The sequence below is a fragment of the Pseudoalteromonas sp. NZS127_1 genome (assembly GCF_015864295.1).
Lineage (GTDB): Bacteria > Pseudomonadota > Gammaproteobacteria > Enterobacterales > Alteromonadaceae > Pseudoalteromonas > Pseudoalteromonas arctica.
Window position 1 is genome coordinate 137,275 of record NZ_JADYXO010000011.1, and the last position, 16,568, is coordinate 153,842.

At 40.0% G+C, this 16,568-nt stretch carries 10 protein-coding genes, 1 tRNA gene and 1 other RNA gene; 3 read left to right on the forward strand and 9 right to left on the reverse strand.

Translation table 11 applies throughout. The features are described from left to right. The first annotated feature begins 339 nt into the window (after positions 1 to 339). Positions 340 to 1,539 carry an alpha/beta hydrolase-fold protein gene (locus I6F50_RS11905; RefSeq protein ID WP_197176292.1) on the forward strand — a complete coding sequence of 400 codons (1,200 nt, stop codon included), beginning with the start codon at positions 340 to 342 and terminating at the stop codon, positions 1,537 to 1,539. Positions 1,540 to 1,807: 268 nt separating this feature from the next. Here I6F50_RS11905 and I6F50_RS11910 read toward each other — a convergent pair whose 3' ends face one another. The 5 genes from I6F50_RS11910 to I6F50_RS11930 all read right to left on the reverse strand — a co-directional run bounded on the left by I6F50_RS11910 (position 1,808) and on the right by I6F50_RS11930 (position 8,189). Continuing rightward, positions 1,808 to 3,709, reverse strand: coding sequence for a S9 family peptidase (locus I6F50_RS11910; protein ID WP_231613012.1), 1,902 nt, complete (start codon positions 3,707 to 3,709; stop codon positions 1,808 to 1,810). Between the two features lie 197 nt (positions 3,710 to 3,906). After that, positions 3,907 to 5,073 carry an FAD-dependent monooxygenase gene (locus I6F50_RS11915; RefSeq protein WP_197152615.1) on the reverse strand — a complete coding sequence of 389 codons (1,167 nt, stop codon included), beginning with the start codon at positions 5,071 to 5,073 and terminating at the stop codon, positions 3,907 to 3,909. Beyond that, on the reverse strand, positions 5,070 to 6,257 hold the full coding sequence (gene ubiH, locus I6F50_RS11920) for a 2-octaprenyl-6-methoxyphenyl hydroxylase (protein WP_197176293.1): 1,188 nt from the start codon (positions 6,255 to 6,257) through the stop codon (positions 5,070 to 5,072). The genes I6F50_RS11915 and ubiH overlap by 4 nt, the downstream gene beginning before the upstream one ends. 15 nt (positions 6,258 to 6,272) lie before the next feature. After that, a complete protein-coding gene (gene pepP / locus I6F50_RS11925; protein WP_197152617.1) occupies positions 6,273 to 7,595 on the reverse strand; it encodes a Xaa-Pro aminopeptidase in 1,323 nt (440 codons plus the stop codon). A gap of 30 nt (positions 7,596 to 7,625) precedes the next feature. Further along, entirely contained in the window at positions 7,626 to 8,189 is a 564-nt protein-coding gene (locus I6F50_RS11930; protein WP_007587323.1) for a UPF0149 family protein, read from the reverse strand. 193 nt (positions 8,190 to 8,382) lie between these two features. Between I6F50_RS11930 and ssrS the strand changes: the two genes are divergently transcribed. Then, positions 8,383 to 8,565, forward strand: a non-coding RNA gene (gene ssrS / locus I6F50_RS11935) — 6S RNA. A gap of 186 nt (positions 8,566 to 8,751) precedes the next feature. Here the strand turns inward: ssrS and I6F50_RS11940 are convergent. From I6F50_RS11940 to I6F50_RS11950, 3 genes are read right to left on the reverse strand one after another with little or no spacing between them, the layout of a single operon-like run. After that, complete coding sequence (locus I6F50_RS11940; RefSeq protein ID WP_024589701.1) at positions 8,752 to 11,835, reverse strand: efflux RND transporter permease subunit; 3,084 nt, start codon at positions 11,833 to 11,835, stop codon at positions 8,752 to 8,754. After that, on the reverse strand, positions 11,832 to 13,148 hold the full coding sequence (locus I6F50_RS11945) for an efflux RND transporter periplasmic adaptor subunit (RefSeq protein ID WP_197119257.1): 1,317 nt from the start codon (positions 13,146 to 13,148) through the stop codon (positions 11,832 to 11,834). Before I6F50_RS11945 ends, I6F50_RS11940 begins: the two co-directional genes overlap by 4 nt. Next, positions 13,138 to 14,553 carry an efflux transporter outer membrane subunit gene (locus I6F50_RS11950; RefSeq protein ID WP_197176295.1) on the reverse strand — a complete coding sequence of 472 codons (1,416 nt, stop codon included), beginning with the start codon at positions 14,551 to 14,553 and terminating at the stop codon, positions 13,138 to 13,140. Before I6F50_RS11950 ends, I6F50_RS11945 begins: the two co-directional genes overlap by 11 nt. Positions 14,554 to 15,296: 743 nt before the next feature. Between I6F50_RS11950 and I6F50_RS11955 the strand changes: the two genes are divergently transcribed. Further along, a protein-coding gene (locus I6F50_RS11955) for an IS630 family transposase (RefSeq protein WP_197176297.1) occupies positions 15,297 to 16,323 on the forward strand; the annotation gives its coding sequence in 2 pieces (ribosomal slippage) (positions 15,297 to 15,764 and positions 15,766 to 16,323; 1,026 coding nt in all). A 120-nt stretch (positions 16,324 to 16,443) separates the two neighbouring features. Here the strand turns inward: I6F50_RS11955 and I6F50_RS11960 are convergent. Further along, positions 16,444 to 16,519, reverse strand: a tRNA-Thr gene (locus I6F50_RS11960). Positions 16,520 to 16,568: the final 49 nt, after the last annotated feature.

Sequence of the window (16,568 nt, forward strand, 5' to 3'; positions counted from 1 at the left end):
GGCCGGTCGGTTTAAGGCAAGGAATTAATAGTTTAAAAGCCGAAATGAGCGCGCATTTTACGCTTAGACGGATAATTAAGCAAGCAGGTTTTTTAAGCTTTTATAGATAAGAGTTAAAAGGTAATTATTACGAGCTTCGCTCATCGCGTCAGCAAGCTGCTCGCCTACCGAAAAAGTTAAGCGCAGAGTGCAATGTCTCTTGTAGAAGCCGAGCTTACTCGCGTGAAAAGCGATAGCTTTTAATTGCTTAAGCTTTATGTTTACCCCGAAAATATAAACATTTACTCAAGCTTAAAGCCGTGCAATTATTAAGCAATACATTATTAAATAAGGATATTTATGAAGCTCTTACTATCGCTTGTATTAATACTTACTTTTAGTACACCATTTTTAAGCCACGCAAAAACCAATACAACTGACATAACCGTTGGTAAAAAAGTCATTCTGCAGTCAAAAATACTTAACGAAGACAGGCCCATTAAAATTTTCATACCTGACACTGTAAAAGACGATCAGCCGCTTTATGTTATTTATTTACTTGATGGTGTTGAGCACTTTCATACGGTGTCTGGTGTTATTAAATCCCTTGTTGATTACGAGCAGATACCTAACGCAATGCTCGTTGGTATTGATACAACTAACCGTGTTCGCGATTATTTACCAAAAGTAGAAGGCGAGCCTAAAACAGAGTTTCAAACTTTTGTTAAAAACAAATGGCCTGAAGCTGGACAAACCGACAAGTTTTTAAACTTTGTGTCTGATGAACTCATGCCTTATATAAACAGTAATTACTCAACTAACGGCTACAACACCTTAATTGGCCACTCTAATGCAGGTACTTTGGCGCTTTATACTTTAGTTAATCAGCCTGAGTTATTTAATAACTATATAGCTATAAGCCCAAACAGTTGGTGGAGTGATGAGGAATTAAAAAATAATATTATAAAATACACTAAAAACCCTAAAGGTGATCAGTCGTTATTTATTAGTGTAGCAAGCGAAGGAGCACGCTTTTATACAGGCGTATTAAATACTTTGGTAAATTTAGAACAACAAACGCCCTCGCAGCTTAAATGGGAATATAAACATTACCCCGCTTTTACTCATATGGGCACTATACTACCAGCGCTTAGCGATAGCCTAATTCACTTATTTAGCGACCTAATATTTAAGGTTACTGACGAGCACGGAAAGTTTGCTGATGTATCGCTCATTACAGGTTATTACCAAGCACTTAGTGATAAGTACGGGTTTGAGCTTAAAATTCCACAAGATGTATACGTAGAGTTTGCTCATAGCCAGCAAAAGTTTGGTAATACAGCTAAAGCTATTACCACGCTTAAACACTTTACTACCCATTACCCAAATGCAACTTATTCTCACATGCGTTTATCGCAAGGGTACACTGCAGACAAACAGTTTAAAGAAGCCGTTACCAGCATGAAACACGCACTCGAGCTTGCAAAAGAAAACAAAAAAGACCCGCTGTTAATTGATGCGCTCAAAGATATGGTGAATGAAGCACAAAAGAATTTGTAACTGATTTAACGCAAAGCGCTTTTTAACTAACGATAGTAATTACGAGCTACGCTCGTCGCGTCAGCAAGCTAAACGCCTACAGGTAAAATTAAGCTCAGTGTTAAACTTTGCATGTAGGCGCCGAACTTGCTCGCGTGAAAAGCGCGGCTTTAAATATGTTCAAAACTATTTTAAAACAAAAAACCGATGTTTAAACTAAACATCGGTTTTTTATAATAACTAGTAAATTTAAAATAGGTTTCGAGTTAAAAAACGCTCACTCATTTATTTACAAGTGTTTTTTAAGAAACTCAGTAACCTCTTTGTATTGTACTTTTAAGCTTTCTGGGTCATCAAAAAAGTGTGTTCCGTCATCAATTTCAATATACTTTATATTTAAATTTCGCTTTGCTTTATCATAAAAATATTTTGATTGTCGATAGTCAACTCTCGTATCTTTTGTCCCATGGATAAGCAAAAGTGGGGCTTTAATTCGGTTAATCATATTGATTGCCGAAACCTCTGATAATGCATCAACGGCTTTACTATCAGTCATATCAACAATATTACCTAGGTAGGCATCTTGTCGCTCTTCATCTTCAACTAACCCTTTTAGATCCGATATTCCAGAAATACTAATAATACATTTAAAGCGATCGGGCTCTTGCCATGCAGCTGTTAATGCAACATAACCACCATAACTTGCGCCATAAATACATGCATTATTTTTTGATGTTAATCCGGTTCTAGTAGCCCAATCCATTGCATCATATACATCTTGTTGCATACGTTTACCCCACTGATAATAACCATCAGTTTCAAAAGCACTACCAAAACCTTCTGAGCCCCTGAAGTTCACTTGCAATACCGCATAACCTAAACTAACTAAATATTGAAGCTCTCGATTAAAGTATTTGTAGTCTCGACTATGAGGTCCTCCGTGAGGCATTACAATTAGCGGCGGAGTTTTAATCCCTTCTGGTTTTGTAAAATAGCCTGAGATTTCAGCTCCATCGCTCGCTTTAAAGCTATAGTTTTGCACTGGTACAAATTTATTACGTGCTAAATAAGGAAATTTAGATAACCAAGCGCCGCCCTTCTTTGTGTTTAAATCAAAATAATAATAAGTAGGGCTGACTGAATCACTTATTACATTTACAAGAATTCGTGTTCTATCTTTACTGCGGCTAACAATACTAGCTTGCTTATCACCAAATAAATTAGTAACCATAAGCTCTTGCTTACCGTCTACCTCTGAAAAATAATGGCTCTTGTAGAAATCATCATAGTAGCCAACCCCTATAAAATCGCCCTCACTATTAACGATTGCATTATTTATATCGTATTTATCATTGCTATAAACAAGCTCTTCAAACTCCCCTGACTCGATATCATATGACCATAAAGCTTGTCTGTGTAATACACGATCAGAAAGGACGTAAGCTTTTGTACCATCTTCATTAAGGCCTTGGATGGAGAAAGTACTATCTTCACCCAAAATATGGGTATGAATCATTTTTAATGCTTCATCTTTCTTTGCTCGATACCATATTGAAGCAATAAACTTATCATCTTTTTTATCAATTGCGATCCCCAGGCGTAAAACTCCCTTAGGGTCTGCATACCAACTTCCAATATTTTCTTTATTCCTCTGAATTTTATCAAAACTAGAATCACCTAATTCAACTTTAAAAACAGAATAAGCTTTATCTTTTTCATCAAACGTTGACACTAGCGCGAAATCTGGCTCATTTTTAAGTGAGGAAACGAGTCTGAAACTCTGATATCTATACCACCTATATTCAGAAAAACGTCGCGTAGTTAGCATTTTACTTTCATTGGTTTCAACATTGATCGAATATAACCTTGAAACTCTCATGTATTGACCATTGACATATTCAGGGTAACTAGCAGAAACAATGATATATTTATTACCTGACCAACGAATAAAGTCGACTCTGTCTTTATCTTTTTTGAGACTTGCTAATATATTGAATTCGATACTAGGAAATTTAGCTAAACTGATAGTAGGACCTTCAGCAGTATTATAAAGTGTTGCTATCATTTCTCCATTTGGCGATATTTGTGGTTGCTCTACCATTGGAAGTTTAGCGTAAGACTCCCACGGTTTATCTTTTGCATGAACTACAGACGCAGTTAATAAAAAAAATAAGAGTGTTATTTTTAACATTTATTTCTTCCTTAAAATTTAGTAAAAACTTTTTATCATATTTAATGTAAAAATAACAAAATTTACCGAAAAAACATACAAAGTAAGTACTTAATTTATTTTAATAAAAAACCGATGCTTAAATTAAACATCGGTTTTTTATTAAAAGCGAATAACTAACCGCTTTTCTCGTTGGGTTTTGTTTCACTCAACCTACATCACTTTCCTATCGCTTCTTTGGCGAACAGGTGCTTGATTGGCCCAAGATTATCAACTAATGATAGCCCTACTCCACGAATAAGTTTTTTAACTGGGTTTGCACCTTCAAATAACTCTTTTAACCCTTGCATCATAGCGATGTGCTTTTGTGCATCGAGCTTACGAGTGCGCTCGTAATCGCGCAGTGTGCGAGTGCTTGCAAACTCCTTGCTATCGCTTGTTAAAAGCTCAATTAAATAAGCCGCATCTTTTAGGCCTAGGTTCATACCAAGCCCTGCAAGTGGATGGATTGTATGTGCAGCATCGCCAATGAGTACCACTTTGCCTGAAACCCATTGCTGGGCGTAGCGCATTTTAAGTGGGAAAGCAGTGCGCTTACTTTGCACTTCACACAGGCCACATTGACCATCTATTGCAGCCATTACGGCTTTATTAAAGGCGGTATCGTCCATTGCTAATAATTCATCACAATGATTGGGACTGGTAGACCACACAATTGAATGAGTATGCTCATCGCTCAATGGTAAAAACGCGAGTGGCCCTGTTGGTAAAAAGACTTGGCGTGCGGTGTTTGCATGTTGCTCTTTAGTTTTAACTGTCGCGACTAGCGCATGGTGATCGTAATCTTTAAAGCTAAGCGCCATATTAAATTGTTTACGTATAGCTGAATTTGCACCATCAGCCGCCACCAGCAGTTTTGCAATAATTGGCTCGCCGCTTTTAAGTGTTATAAATACATCAGATTCGCTTTGATGTATTTGCTGATACTGCGTATCAAACATTAGCGTGGCACTGCTTTGTTGCTCTAGCTCTTTTATAAGGGCGTAGCGGATAATGTCGTTTTCAACAATATGGCCTAAATGTTCAAGCTCAAGTTGCTCGTTATTAAACGCTATTTTGCCAAAGCTGTCGGCATCACGTACGTCCATATGTGTATAAGCGCACGCTCGCTGTGCGATAATTTCGGGCCATACGTTTAATTGTTCAAGCAAGGTTTGACTTGCAATGCTTAACGCACTTACACGCAAACCATATTCGTCAGTTGGTAATGCTTGTGTTGGTGCGTCGTCGAGTACAACGACGCTTATATCGGCTTTTGCCAATCCAAGTGCTAGTGTTAGCCCTACACAGCCGCCACCTACAATACAAACCTGTGCTTGCTTCATAAACGCCTACCTTGTTTAACTTGCCCCATTAACTGTTTAGCTAATGGGGCTTTTAATGCGGGAAATAAATCCATCGAAAACAACCCAATACTGCGCCCCAATGCGAGCACTCGCGATGAGTTTGAAAAAAGTCTAACAAGTGCGTCGGTTAAACTCATTACGGTTTTTATATCATCACTGCGCTTTTTTGAATATTCACGTGTAAACGCATAGCTGCCTAAATCGTGTTGGCTATTTGCTATTAAATTACTAAGTACTTGTACGTCGCGAAGGCCTAAATTAAAACCTTGCCCTGCAATAGGATGAATAGCATGTGCGGCATTACCAATAACCACTGTACGGTGCGCAGTCAAAGACTCGACTTGCCCGTAAACGAGCGGGTAACTCGTGCGCATGCCCACTTTAGTAAATTGCCCACCGCGATAACCAAACGCGCTTTGTAGGGCACTTAAAAAACCTTGTTCATTAAGTGCCATGTGCTGTTCAACCTGATCTTGGTTCATACACCACACTAACGAATAACGGTTATTGCTCATGGGTAATAATGCCATAGGCCCATTTTGTGTAAAGCGCTCAAAGGCATGATTATTATGCCCACCAACCACTTCTACATTAGCAATAATTGCGCCTTGTTCATAAGGCTGGGTATTAAAACCAAGCCCAAGTAAACTACGTGTTGGTGATTGTGCGCCATCAGCAATAACCAATAGCTTGGCGTTTAATTGCTCGCCGCTTTGTAAGGTGAGTGTATTGCTATGCAAAGTTTGCTCAATGGCAATTACGCTATCGGGGCACAAAAGCGTAATATTTGACTGCGTTAAACGCAGGTGAAGCGCTCGGCCAAATGGATTTACTTCTACTACGTAACCAAGTGAGGGCTTAGCAAATTCGTCGCAATTAATGTGCGCTTTGCCAAAGTGGCCTCTATCAGACACGCTCACTTTTTTGATTGCTGCGGTGTAAGGGGCATTTTGCTCAAATAAATTGAGGCTTTGTAAATACTCTACCGATTGCTGAGCAAGTGCAATGCTTCTGTCGTCAAAGCTTGGGTGGTAGTCGCCGGTTACTTGATTCGCTTCTACAACGGCAATATTTAACGCGGGATTAGTTTTAGCCACACTTAATGCGCAGCTTGCTCCCGCTAAACCACCGCCAATAATAACTACATCAAACTGCTTAGCCACTATACTCTCCGAGCTTTATACGTTTTTAGCACTTTGCATAAGTGCTTCTATATCGCTAATTTTTTTAGGTACGCTTAGGGTCAAGTTTTCATGGCCGGTTTCGGTAACTAGCAAGTTATCTTCGATACGAATGCCAATGCCTTTGTATTTTTGCGGTGCGCTTGAGTCTTCGCTTATATAAAGCCCTGGCTCTATAGTGAGTACCATACCCGGCTCAAATGCCCGCTCAGCGTTATTTACTTTGTAATCGCCAACATCATGTACATCTAAACCAAGCCAATGCCCAAGCCCGTGCATGTAATATTCTTTACACGCACCTTTTGCCATTAGCTCGTCAAAGTCGCCGGTTAAAATACCTAAATCAAGTAAACCTTGGGTCATTACTTCCATTGCTAGTTTATTAGCATGCGACATATAACCACCGGGTTTTACCTCATCAAAAGCAACTTCTTGCGCTTTAAGTACAATATTATAAAGCGCGGCTTGCTCTTCGCTAAATTGACCATTTACCGGAAATGTACGAGTAATATCGGCGGCGTAACCTTGCAACTCGCACCCAGAGTCTATAAGTACCAGATCACCATTTTTTAATACGTCGCTATTTTGCGTGTAATGTAAAATATTGGCGTTGTCGCCACTACCAACAATTGTGCCGTACGCAGGATGAGGCGCACCGTTCATTGCATAATGATGATGTAGCTCTGCCTCTAGCTGAAATTCAGTAGCTCCCGCATGCGAATAACGCATAGCGCGCATGTGCCCTCGCGCACTAATTTCACAGCCTTCTCGCATAACATCTATCTCGCTTGGCGATTTAAACAAACGCATTTCGTGAATAAGGCCGCGTATTTCTTTTAAATTACTCGGTGCTTTGAGGCCTTTTCGAGAGCCACTTCGAAGCGTACCTAGTAACGAAAACACTTTGGTATCAAATGAGGGGTAAGCACCTTGTGCAAAATAGAGCGCATTTTTTGCATTTAGCATATCGAGTGTTTTATCGTTTAATTCACTTAGCGGGTAAGCTTCATCAAACAGGTAGTCACTTTTAGCTTTATCAAAGCCAACTCTGCGGCCATGCCAAATTTCTGCAAGCTTGTCTTTATCTAGGCAAAATAAAGTACTGGGTGCATCGCTGTTATTACAGAGTACAAGTACGGCGTCGGGTTCGTTAAAGCCAGTTAAGTAAAAAAAGTCGCTATCTTGTCTAAATGCATATTCGGTATCGCGGCTGCGCGTCACTTCGCTCGCAGCGGGAATAATAGCAACGCTATTTTCATCCATTTGAGCAAGTAAGCGCTCGCGACGTGCTTTAAATTCTGACTTTTGTACTTCAACCATTATTAACCAACCCGTTTTACTTTTTAAAAGTTAATGAAGTGTTTTTTTAGTACTTTGCGTACTTTGCTCTTTACCAAGCTCTGCAAAACAAAGTAGTGCTGATACACGCACATATTCAATCACTTCGTGCAGCGCTTGGCTGTCTTCTTCGGTTTCTTCAAAAGTAGTATCTAGGCGAGTGATTTCGCTAAAGTCAGTAATAACCTCTTTAACATCACTCGATAGTTTACCGTAGTCTTTTTGCTTTAAACCAAAACCAAGCATAAAACCCGCTACCCATGATACGAGGCCATTAGCCTGATCGATGAGTGTTTCGTCGTCGCTTGGTAAAAATAAATCAAACTGAAATTCATCATCATTAAAGCTCGCGACTACTTGCTTATAAATAGTGCCAAAAAACTGCTTTAAATCGTTACTAAACGATTCACCATCGTTAAACACATCACTCAAAAGGCCTAAGTATTCTTTGTCGTCAATGGTTAAACCACACGCAAGTAAACCACTAATCACACCATGCGCTTCAGCAGGTGATACAAATATTTCGTTTTTTTCTAAAAGCAGTTGAGCTTTTTCGTAATCGGGTAAATCGTTCATAATCGAATCTTCGCTTTGCAAGTTAAGGCAATGCTACCACTCGATAAAAAGCAACTCCAATTAATTGTATGATCAAGCTCAAAAACCATGCGATAAAGTAAATGATGAGTTAAAGGTGCGGGAAAACTAAGCGAACGGTTTAATTTTTTACGTTTGGGGTTTAAGGATTGGATTATGTCTTATATACTTAAATTGTTCCCTGGGGTACCGGAGCTTAGTTAAGTCCCTGAGCCGATAAATTTTATACCAGGGTTTCTGTTCGTCTACTATTGTGCAGGCTCGGCATGTACCGAGAAGCCTACGGTAAACCGCAGATTCCCGCCCTGAAACCTTCTGGTTTCAGGACTGAAACCGAGTACCGTATCTTGGGGAACACCTTTTTAGCAAACCCTCGCCTTTAAAAGGCTTTATCAAAAAAAATTAACCTTCCTGTTTATTCTTATATTTATCTAAATTTTTTATTCACTTATCTTCTATTGTCTAATATTACTTTTTAGCTTATAAAAAAGCCGCAGGTAATTGCTTACCTACAGCTTTAATAATCACGTATTTAAGAGTGAAGTTATTTAAACCAACCTTGAAAACGCTCCATTAGCATGTAGTTTATTGGTACTAACAATAAAGTAATAAAGGTAGCAAAAATAATCCCAAACCCTAAGCTCACCGCCATTGGTATTAAAAACTGTGCCTGAGTCGCTTTTTCAAACAGTAATGGCATTAAGCCAATAAAGGTCGTTAAACTAGTTAGCATTACAGGGCGAAAACGTGATGCACCTGCAATTTTTATAGCATCGAGAACTTTACCACCTTCACTGCGCTTTTTATTAATAAAATCAACGAGTACAAGCGAATCATTTACCACCACCCCGGTTAGCGCAAGCATACCGAGTAAACTCATAATAGTTAAGTCCATTCCCATGATCCAATGCCCTACTACAGCACCTATCATGCCAAATGGAATAACACTCATTACTATGATTGGTTGTAAGTAAGATTTAAGCGGTATTGCTAATAGCGCATAAATAATAAAAAATACAAACACAAGTGCCCAAGCCAACGACCCAAACGACTCTCTTTGCTCTTTAGCCTCACCTTCTAGTTTGTAATCTACTCCAGGATATTGCTGCATTAACCCATCTAAATACTCCGTTAGGTCAGCCTGCAGTATGGTCATGTTGGTATTATTTTTTTCGATATCGGCTGTTACGTTTAATGTGCGGTAACGGTCTATTCGATTAATAGTTGATGGACTTTGCCCAGCAGTAAGTGTTGCCACATGCGACAATGGCACTGAGCCTCCATCAGGCGTATTTATAAGTATGTTTTGTAGGTCAGCTACAGAGCGGCGCTCATCTATAGGTAAGCGTACCATTACACGTACATCGTCTCTGCCTCGCTGAATACGTTGTGCTTGCGAGCCAAAAAACGAGTTACGTACTTGCCCAGCTACATTGACTCTATTTAAGCCCAGCGCTAAACCTTGTTGCGTAAGCTCTATTTGTAACTCTTCTTTACCGTCGGACATACTATCGGCAATATCAAATACCGTTGGATAGGTCGATAAACGGGTTTTAATGTGATCAGCCACGTCTTGTAAAATAGTCAACGAAGTGCCGCTAAGCTGAACATCAATTGGGTCTGAACTTCGGCCAATTTCGGCTCTAAACGTTAAACTTTCGGCACCTGGAATGACTCCAATTAAATCGCGCCATTCGCTGGCAAGTTCTCGTGATCCTATGTCTGATTCACGCTTTTCAGCCGGTGTTATTTCAAAGCGTACAGAGCCTGAATTAGATACACCACCACGCCCGCCTGTTGTGGCTAATATATTTAAAATAACGCTTTCGCCAGTATCTGGATCGCGGTACTTTTCTTGTAATTGCTGCGCCTTTTGCGACATGTCAATTACGTATTTATTCGTTACTTCAAACGGTGTACCTGTTGGTAGTGTTAAGTTAACGCGGACTGTTTCGCTTGGTATGCGCGGGAAAAATACAAACTTAGTCCAACCGCTGGTGATCATGGTTAAAATTATAACAAATACACCAATAAACAAGCTTACCGAAGCCAATTTATGGCGCAGTGCTAAATTTAAAGTGGGTTGATAGTATTTTAAAATCGCGTTTTCAAATCCATCTGCAAAACGCTGTTGAATAACATCAAACTTTGAAGGTTCGCCTTTTTCGTGGCGTAGTTTTATATATTTTAAATGTGCTGGTAGTACAAATTTAGATTCAATCAATGAAAACAATAATACCGGAATAACCACTACCGGTATTTGTGCAAACAAGGCACCACGCGCCCCTTCAATAAAGGCCAAAGGTAAAAAGGCAGCAACGGTAGTTAACACACCAAATGTTACTGGTGTTGCTACTTCCTGAGTACCTAAAATTGCGGCTTGCTCGCCCGACTTAGCCGTTTTTAGGTGGGTGTAAACGTTTTCGCCGGTAACTATGGCGTCATCAACAACAATCCCCAGTACCAATATAAAGCCAAATAAGCTCATAATATTAAGGGTTACGCCAAAAATAGGCATCGCTATAAACGCGCCCATAAACGAAACCGGAATACCAATAAATACCCAAAATGCAATTGCAGGGCGTAAAAACAAAGTAAGTAAAGCGAGTACTAAAATACCGCCTTGTAAAGCATTGGTAGTAAGGGTCGAAATACGACTTTTAACCAGCTCCGAATCATCATCCCAGTAACTTAATTCAAACCCTTGTGGGAGAGAACTTTGTTGCTCTTTTATGTAGTTTTTAACATCGTCAGCAACTGTAATCGCACTTTGTGGACCAATTCGATATACGTCGATAAATGCAGCTTGCTTACCATTAAAGCGAGTACGTACTGGTGTTTCTTCAAAATCGTCTTTTATAGTCGCTATATCACCTAAGCGAATAATAGTGCCATCGGCTTGGTTTTTAACAACAATGCTGGCAAATTCATCTTTACGATATGCTTGCCCTTTAGAGCTTATAAGTACGTCCCCGCCTTCTGTTTTTAAGTTACCAGCAGAAATATCTGAGCTTGAGTTAGAAATAGCACTCGATATTTGTGCCAAGCTTAAATCGTACTGACGAAGAATATCTTGGCTTACTTCAATGGCTATTTCGTAATCACGAACGCCACTTAGCTCTACCTGCGTTACATTAGGTAAACGTAGGATTTGATCGCGTACTGTTTCTGCGTATTCGCGGGTTTCTTTTTCGCCATAGTCACTCGATACGGTAACCGCGATAACTTCACGAATTCGCTCAGCAAGCGCTACTATCGGCTTTTCAGCATCGGCTGGAAAAGTGTTAATTGCGTCTACACGACTTTTTATATCAGCTAAAAGCTCACGAGGGTCGTAACCGCTTTCCACTTCTATTGTCACAGAGCCTGAACCTTCAGAAGAGCGACTAAATATTTGCTTTATGCCCTCTAAATCTTGTACGGCTTCTTCTATTCGTATAGTTACACCTTGCTCTACATCCTCTGGTGTTGAACCACGCAAACTTACATTTACGCTTATCATGTCAGTTTCGAATGAAGGAAATACCTCAAGCGGTATTTTGCTTGATAAGCTAAAAAGTCCCGACAGTAACAGCGTTACTAGCAATAAGTTAGCAGCAACATGGTTTTTGGCAAACCAAGCGATCATGGCTTATCTCCTTGCTTTGCTGCGCGGCGTTTTTTTAGCTCTTCAACACTAATACCCTGCTCTTTTGCTTTTTGCTCAAGCTGCTCTGGCGTCGGGCGCTTTCCTTTACCTTGCCCATTAGATCCTCGGCTTTTAGGTTGCTCTGTGCTTTGTTCGCCTAAAATACTTACCTGAGTACCAGAACTCACTTGCCCTAGTGGAGTAATAACCAGTTTATCATTTGGATTTAATCCCGTTTTTATCATCGCTTGTGTCGCATTTTGCCAAGCAAGTGTAATGTCTTTACGCTTAAGTACCCCCTCTTCAACAACATAAACATACGTCCCTTGATAAATAGTACTGTTAGGGATTATAAGTGCGTTAGGAACTGTTTTACCGGTAATTTGCGCCTTTATGTATTGCCCTATTTTTATCGGGTACTGGTTATTAGCCGTTGCTTTATATGGGTCGTTAATTTTAGCAACTACGTAAAGCTGTTGTGCACCTTCATCTATAGCACCTTCGGTACGCGCTAGCTGCCCTTGCCACGTTTGCTCACCCACTAAGTCAGAGGTAAATTTAACAATTGAACCTGCTTGATTTTTGGCGCCATCACGATATTGCTCTGGTAAATTTACGAACGGAAGATCTTTATTTTTAATCGGTAAACGAATCTCTACGCTATCGATTGCGTAAATAGTGGCAAGCTGGGTATTGTTAGTAACAACTTGCCCCAAATCAACACTACGGCTAAGTATACGACCCGCATATGGCGCGGTTACTTTAGTGCGCTCTAAATCAAGCATGGCTTTTTCAAGTACTGCTTGCGCCGATAAAACTTCTGCTTCGGCTGCTGCAAGTTGTGGTTCACGCAGTACTAAGCTGCTTGCCTGATTTGAGCCGCCAAGGCGTTTCCAATCAGTAATAGCTTGTTGTCCACGCGCTTTTTCTTCTAATAAGCCTTGCTCTGCGGTTAATAAATTGGCTTGAGCAGATTTAACTTCAGCTTGATGATCTCTATCGTCTAGCTTTAAAAGTACGTCGCCCTTTTCAAAAAAGCCGCCTTCTCTAAAGTCATCACTTACTTCAATTATTTGCCCAGATGCCTGAGCAACTAATAAACTTTGTGTACGTGGTTTTACCGTACCGTAGCTATCAATCATCACTTGGTAATTTTGTGGTTTAAGCTCAAGCGCAGCCACACTTATTGATGCTTTAGGAGGTGAGCCAAAGCGTTTAGCCTCTGGCGGATTACCTTTAATAAACATAACAATTAAAATAGTGGCAATAATAACCACCGCTGGAATAATAATTTTTGCTGTTTTAGTTTTCATCATTATTGCTCTTTAGTTCACTTGAGGGCTTTGCAAAATCACCACCAAGGGCAACGTGTAAGTTAATTCTGTTAGCTATTAATTGGTTTTTAATGTCGATTAAGGAGCTTTGTGCATCGAAAGACCTATCTTGTGCGTCAAGCACCGTAGTGTAAGTTACCAAGCCACTTTGATATTGCTCAAACGACAACTGCTCTGCTGCAAGTGCGTTTTCTTGCGCCTCAAGGGTGCTGCTATATTGTGATTTAAGAGACTGCTGCTGTGAAATCGCATTCTCTACATCACCAAATGCATCGTAAAGCGTTTGCAAATAAAGTTGCTCTTGCTTTTGAGTATTAAGGCGCGCTATTTCTTCGTTCGCTTTTAAGCGTCCGCCTTCAAAAAGTGGTGCCGAAATACTACCTAATAACGACCATGCAAGACTTGATGGAGAAAACAAGTCGCTTACTCTGTCGGTGCTATCACTTAAAGAAGCTGTTAAATCTAAACTTGGAAAGCGTTGCTTGTGCGCATACGCAAGTGAAGCGTCGGTGGCTAAAAGTTCATACCAACTTGCTCGCAGCGTAGGTTTACGTGTTATAAGTTCAGAAGGTAAGCCTAGTGGAATATCGGTATTAATAACTGGTAAGTCGCTACTAGCAGTAATGGCACCTTTTGGGTATTCACCCAGTAAACGCTCAAGTACACGTGCTGAAGCCGATAGGTTCGCCGTTTGAGTGGCAATGCGAGCGCGTTCAGTATTGAGCTCATTACGGGCTAAATATACATCGAGTGCTTCGTTTATACCTTGGCGGTAACCCGATTCTATAATATCAAGGCTTTGCTGGGCATTCGCTTCTCTGCGTTTAAATAAATCGAGTAGTTGTTGCGATGTTACAACATCAAACCAACCTGTTGCCACATCAGCCACAAGCTGTTGTTTAGCTTGCTCAAACCTTGCCTGCTGCGCTAAGTAGTTAAGATTAGCTTCGCGTTTTGAATCAGATAGCTTACCCCATAAATCAACTTCGTATGTTAAATCTAAACTTACGGAGCTTGCGTTATCGTAGCTCACTGGGCGGTTGTCTTTACTGCGACTTGTACGTGTTGATAAATCTAGGCTAGGCCAAAGTGCCGCGCTCGATACAATAAGTTGCTGCTTTTGAATTTCTACATCGTAGCTAGTTTGCAAAAGCTGTTGATTGTTTTTAAGTGCTTGCTGCACAAATTTGTTAAGCGTAGGGTTTTGTAATTGTGTAAGCCATTGCTCTTGTACTTTTAATACCGAGCTTGATGCTTCTTGCTGCCATTGCTGTGGCATATTATTAGGCGCTTGCATGCGCTGCGACGAGTTAAAATCACTCGCACAGCCGCTAAGCAGCATCACACTAATTGCCAATAGGGTTGGCTTGCATTGCCAAATCATAATTAAACCTAAATTACTGCTATTTATGAACGTAATTCAAGCACTTTGGCAACTTTTGCTCAACCTACTTTACATAACATTACATAGCTAGCGATGAACTAACATAATAGCCAGTTATACGGTAAAAATGAGCAAATGATCAGCAATTTTTAATAATAAAAAATTAACTTTTTGTAGTGTGTCTAAGAGATTATACCAATTCGCTTAATTAAGTGATCTATTTTGAGGTAAGAAAATCGTGTCGATAACAAGGCAAAAATTTCGTTATTTTTGTCTTATATCAGAAATTTTTAACGCAGTTAACGGCAGATTTAATTACTCAAATTAATTAAGTATTATTGCGGATTGGTATTAGACATATAGAAACAGAAAAGCCCCGCTATAAGCGAGGCTTTTAAATAAATGGTGCCGACTAACCGAGTCGAACGGATAACTTATACAGACTACTGATTACAAGTCAGTTGCTTTAAGTTACTGGAATAAATGGTGCCGACTAACCGACTCGAGCGGGTAATTTATAAAGACTACTGATTACAAGTCAGTTGCTTTGCTCTTAACTATGGGTATTTTTAATTCTCAAGTTGAAAACAAAAAAGCCTCGCTATAAGCGAGGCTTTTAAATAAATGGTGCCGACTAACTAAGTCGAACGGATAACTTATACAGACTACTGATTACAAGTCATACCAATCTGCCAAATTATGTGATCTAATTAGCATACTGATACTTATCTACTTTTACTAAATTGAACTTAGAAAAATCCAAGCAACTTTTAGCTATATCACGTAAAGAGCCTAATGCAAGAAAACGCATACGCCTGCTTGCTGTTTCATTATTCTTTGAGGGTGAAAACAGAACGAATATTGCTAAGCGCCTAAATACAGCGCGCGCCAGTGTCAATAAATGGGTTTCAAGCTACCTTAACAATGGCATTGCTGGCTTGAACAACAAACCGATTAAAGGTCGTCCAGCTAAATTAACCTCACAACAACTAAATACACTGTCAGATTATGTAAAACAGTCAGCAAGTTCTTCAGAAGGAGGCAGACTAATGGGGAAAGATATTGCTCAGTATATTTATGACCAGTTCAACATTAGATATCACACCGATCATATTTACAAACTGCTCAAGAAGCGTGGGTTTAGTTGGGTCACAAGCCGTTCTAAGCACCCAAAGCAGTCAAAGCAGTCAAATGAAAGCCAAGAGGCTTTTAAAAAAGTTCCAAGTGGAAACGATCCTTCACACCCCAGGGCATCTCCCTTTAGATCGCATTGATGTTTGGTTTCAAGATGAAGCACGGTTTGGACAACAAAATCAAACAACACGCTTATGGGCTGAAACAGGCTCGAGGCCTCGTGCAACAAAACAACAGCAGTTTGAGTATGGATACTTATTTGGCGCAGTGTGCCCAAGTAATGGTAAAACAGAAGCGCTGATCAGCCCTATCGTCAATAAAGGCGTCATGACGCAACACATGGAATTAATATCAAAAGCCACGGAGGCAGGACGTCATGCGGTCGTGATCGTTGATGGCGCTGGTTGGCATACTATTGATACTGTACAACCATTCAATAATGTCACGCTAATAAAACTTCCGCCTTACTCCCCGGAGTTAAATCCAATAGAGCAAGTATGGAGTTGGATACGGCAACACTGTCTATCTAATCGTGTGTTTAGTTGCTATGAAGAAATAGTTGAACAGGTTTCGCAAGCGTGGAACAAATTCATTTCTGTTCCAGATACGGTTAAAAGCATATGCTCTAGAGACTGAATCAAATTGACTTAATCTTTATGCAGATTGGTATCAGTTGCTTTGCTCTTAACTATGGGTATTTTTAATTCTCAAGTTGAAAACAAAAAAGCCTCGCTATAAGCGAGGCTTTTGAATAAATGGTGCCGACTAACCGAGTCGAACGGTTGACCTACTGATTACAAGTCAGTTGCTCTACCAGCTGAGCTAAGTCGGCACACAAAACTGTGTGCTAAGGCACGTTCAATTTTAAAGATTGAGAACTT

Excerpts from the sequence above, each read along its gene's own strand:
- I6F50_RS11905 (WP_197176292.1), top strand. The coding sequence starts at position 340 with ATGAAGCTCTTACTATCGCTTGTATTAATACTTACTTTTAGTACACCA.
- I6F50_RS11950 (WP_197176295.1), bottom strand. The coding sequence starts at position 14,553 with ATGATTTGGCAATGCAAGCCAACCCTATTGGCAATTAGTGTGATGCTG.
- I6F50_RS11910 (WP_231613012.1), bottom strand. The coding sequence starts at position 3,709 with ATGTTAAAAATAACACTCTTATTTTTTTTATTAACTGCGTCTGTAGTT.
- I6F50_RS11930 (WP_007587323.1), bottom strand. The coding sequence starts at position 8,189 with ATGAACGATTTACCCGATTACGAAAAAGCTCAACTGCTTTTAGAAAAA.
- pepP (WP_197152617.1), bottom strand. The coding sequence starts at position 7,595 with ATGGTTGAAGTACAAAAGTCAGAATTTAAAGCACGTCGCGAGCGCTTA.
- I6F50_RS11940 (WP_024589701.1), bottom strand. The coding sequence starts at position 11,835 with ATGATCGCTTGGTTTGCCAAAAACCATGTTGCTGCTAACTTATTGCTA.
- I6F50_RS11915 (WP_197152615.1), bottom strand. The coding sequence starts at position 5,073 with ATGAAGCAAGCACAGGTTTGTATTGTAGGTGGCGGCTGTGTAGGGCTA.
- I6F50_RS11945 (WP_197119257.1), bottom strand. The coding sequence starts at position 13,148 with ATGAAAACTAAAACAGCAAAAATTATTATTCCAGCGGTGGTTATTATT.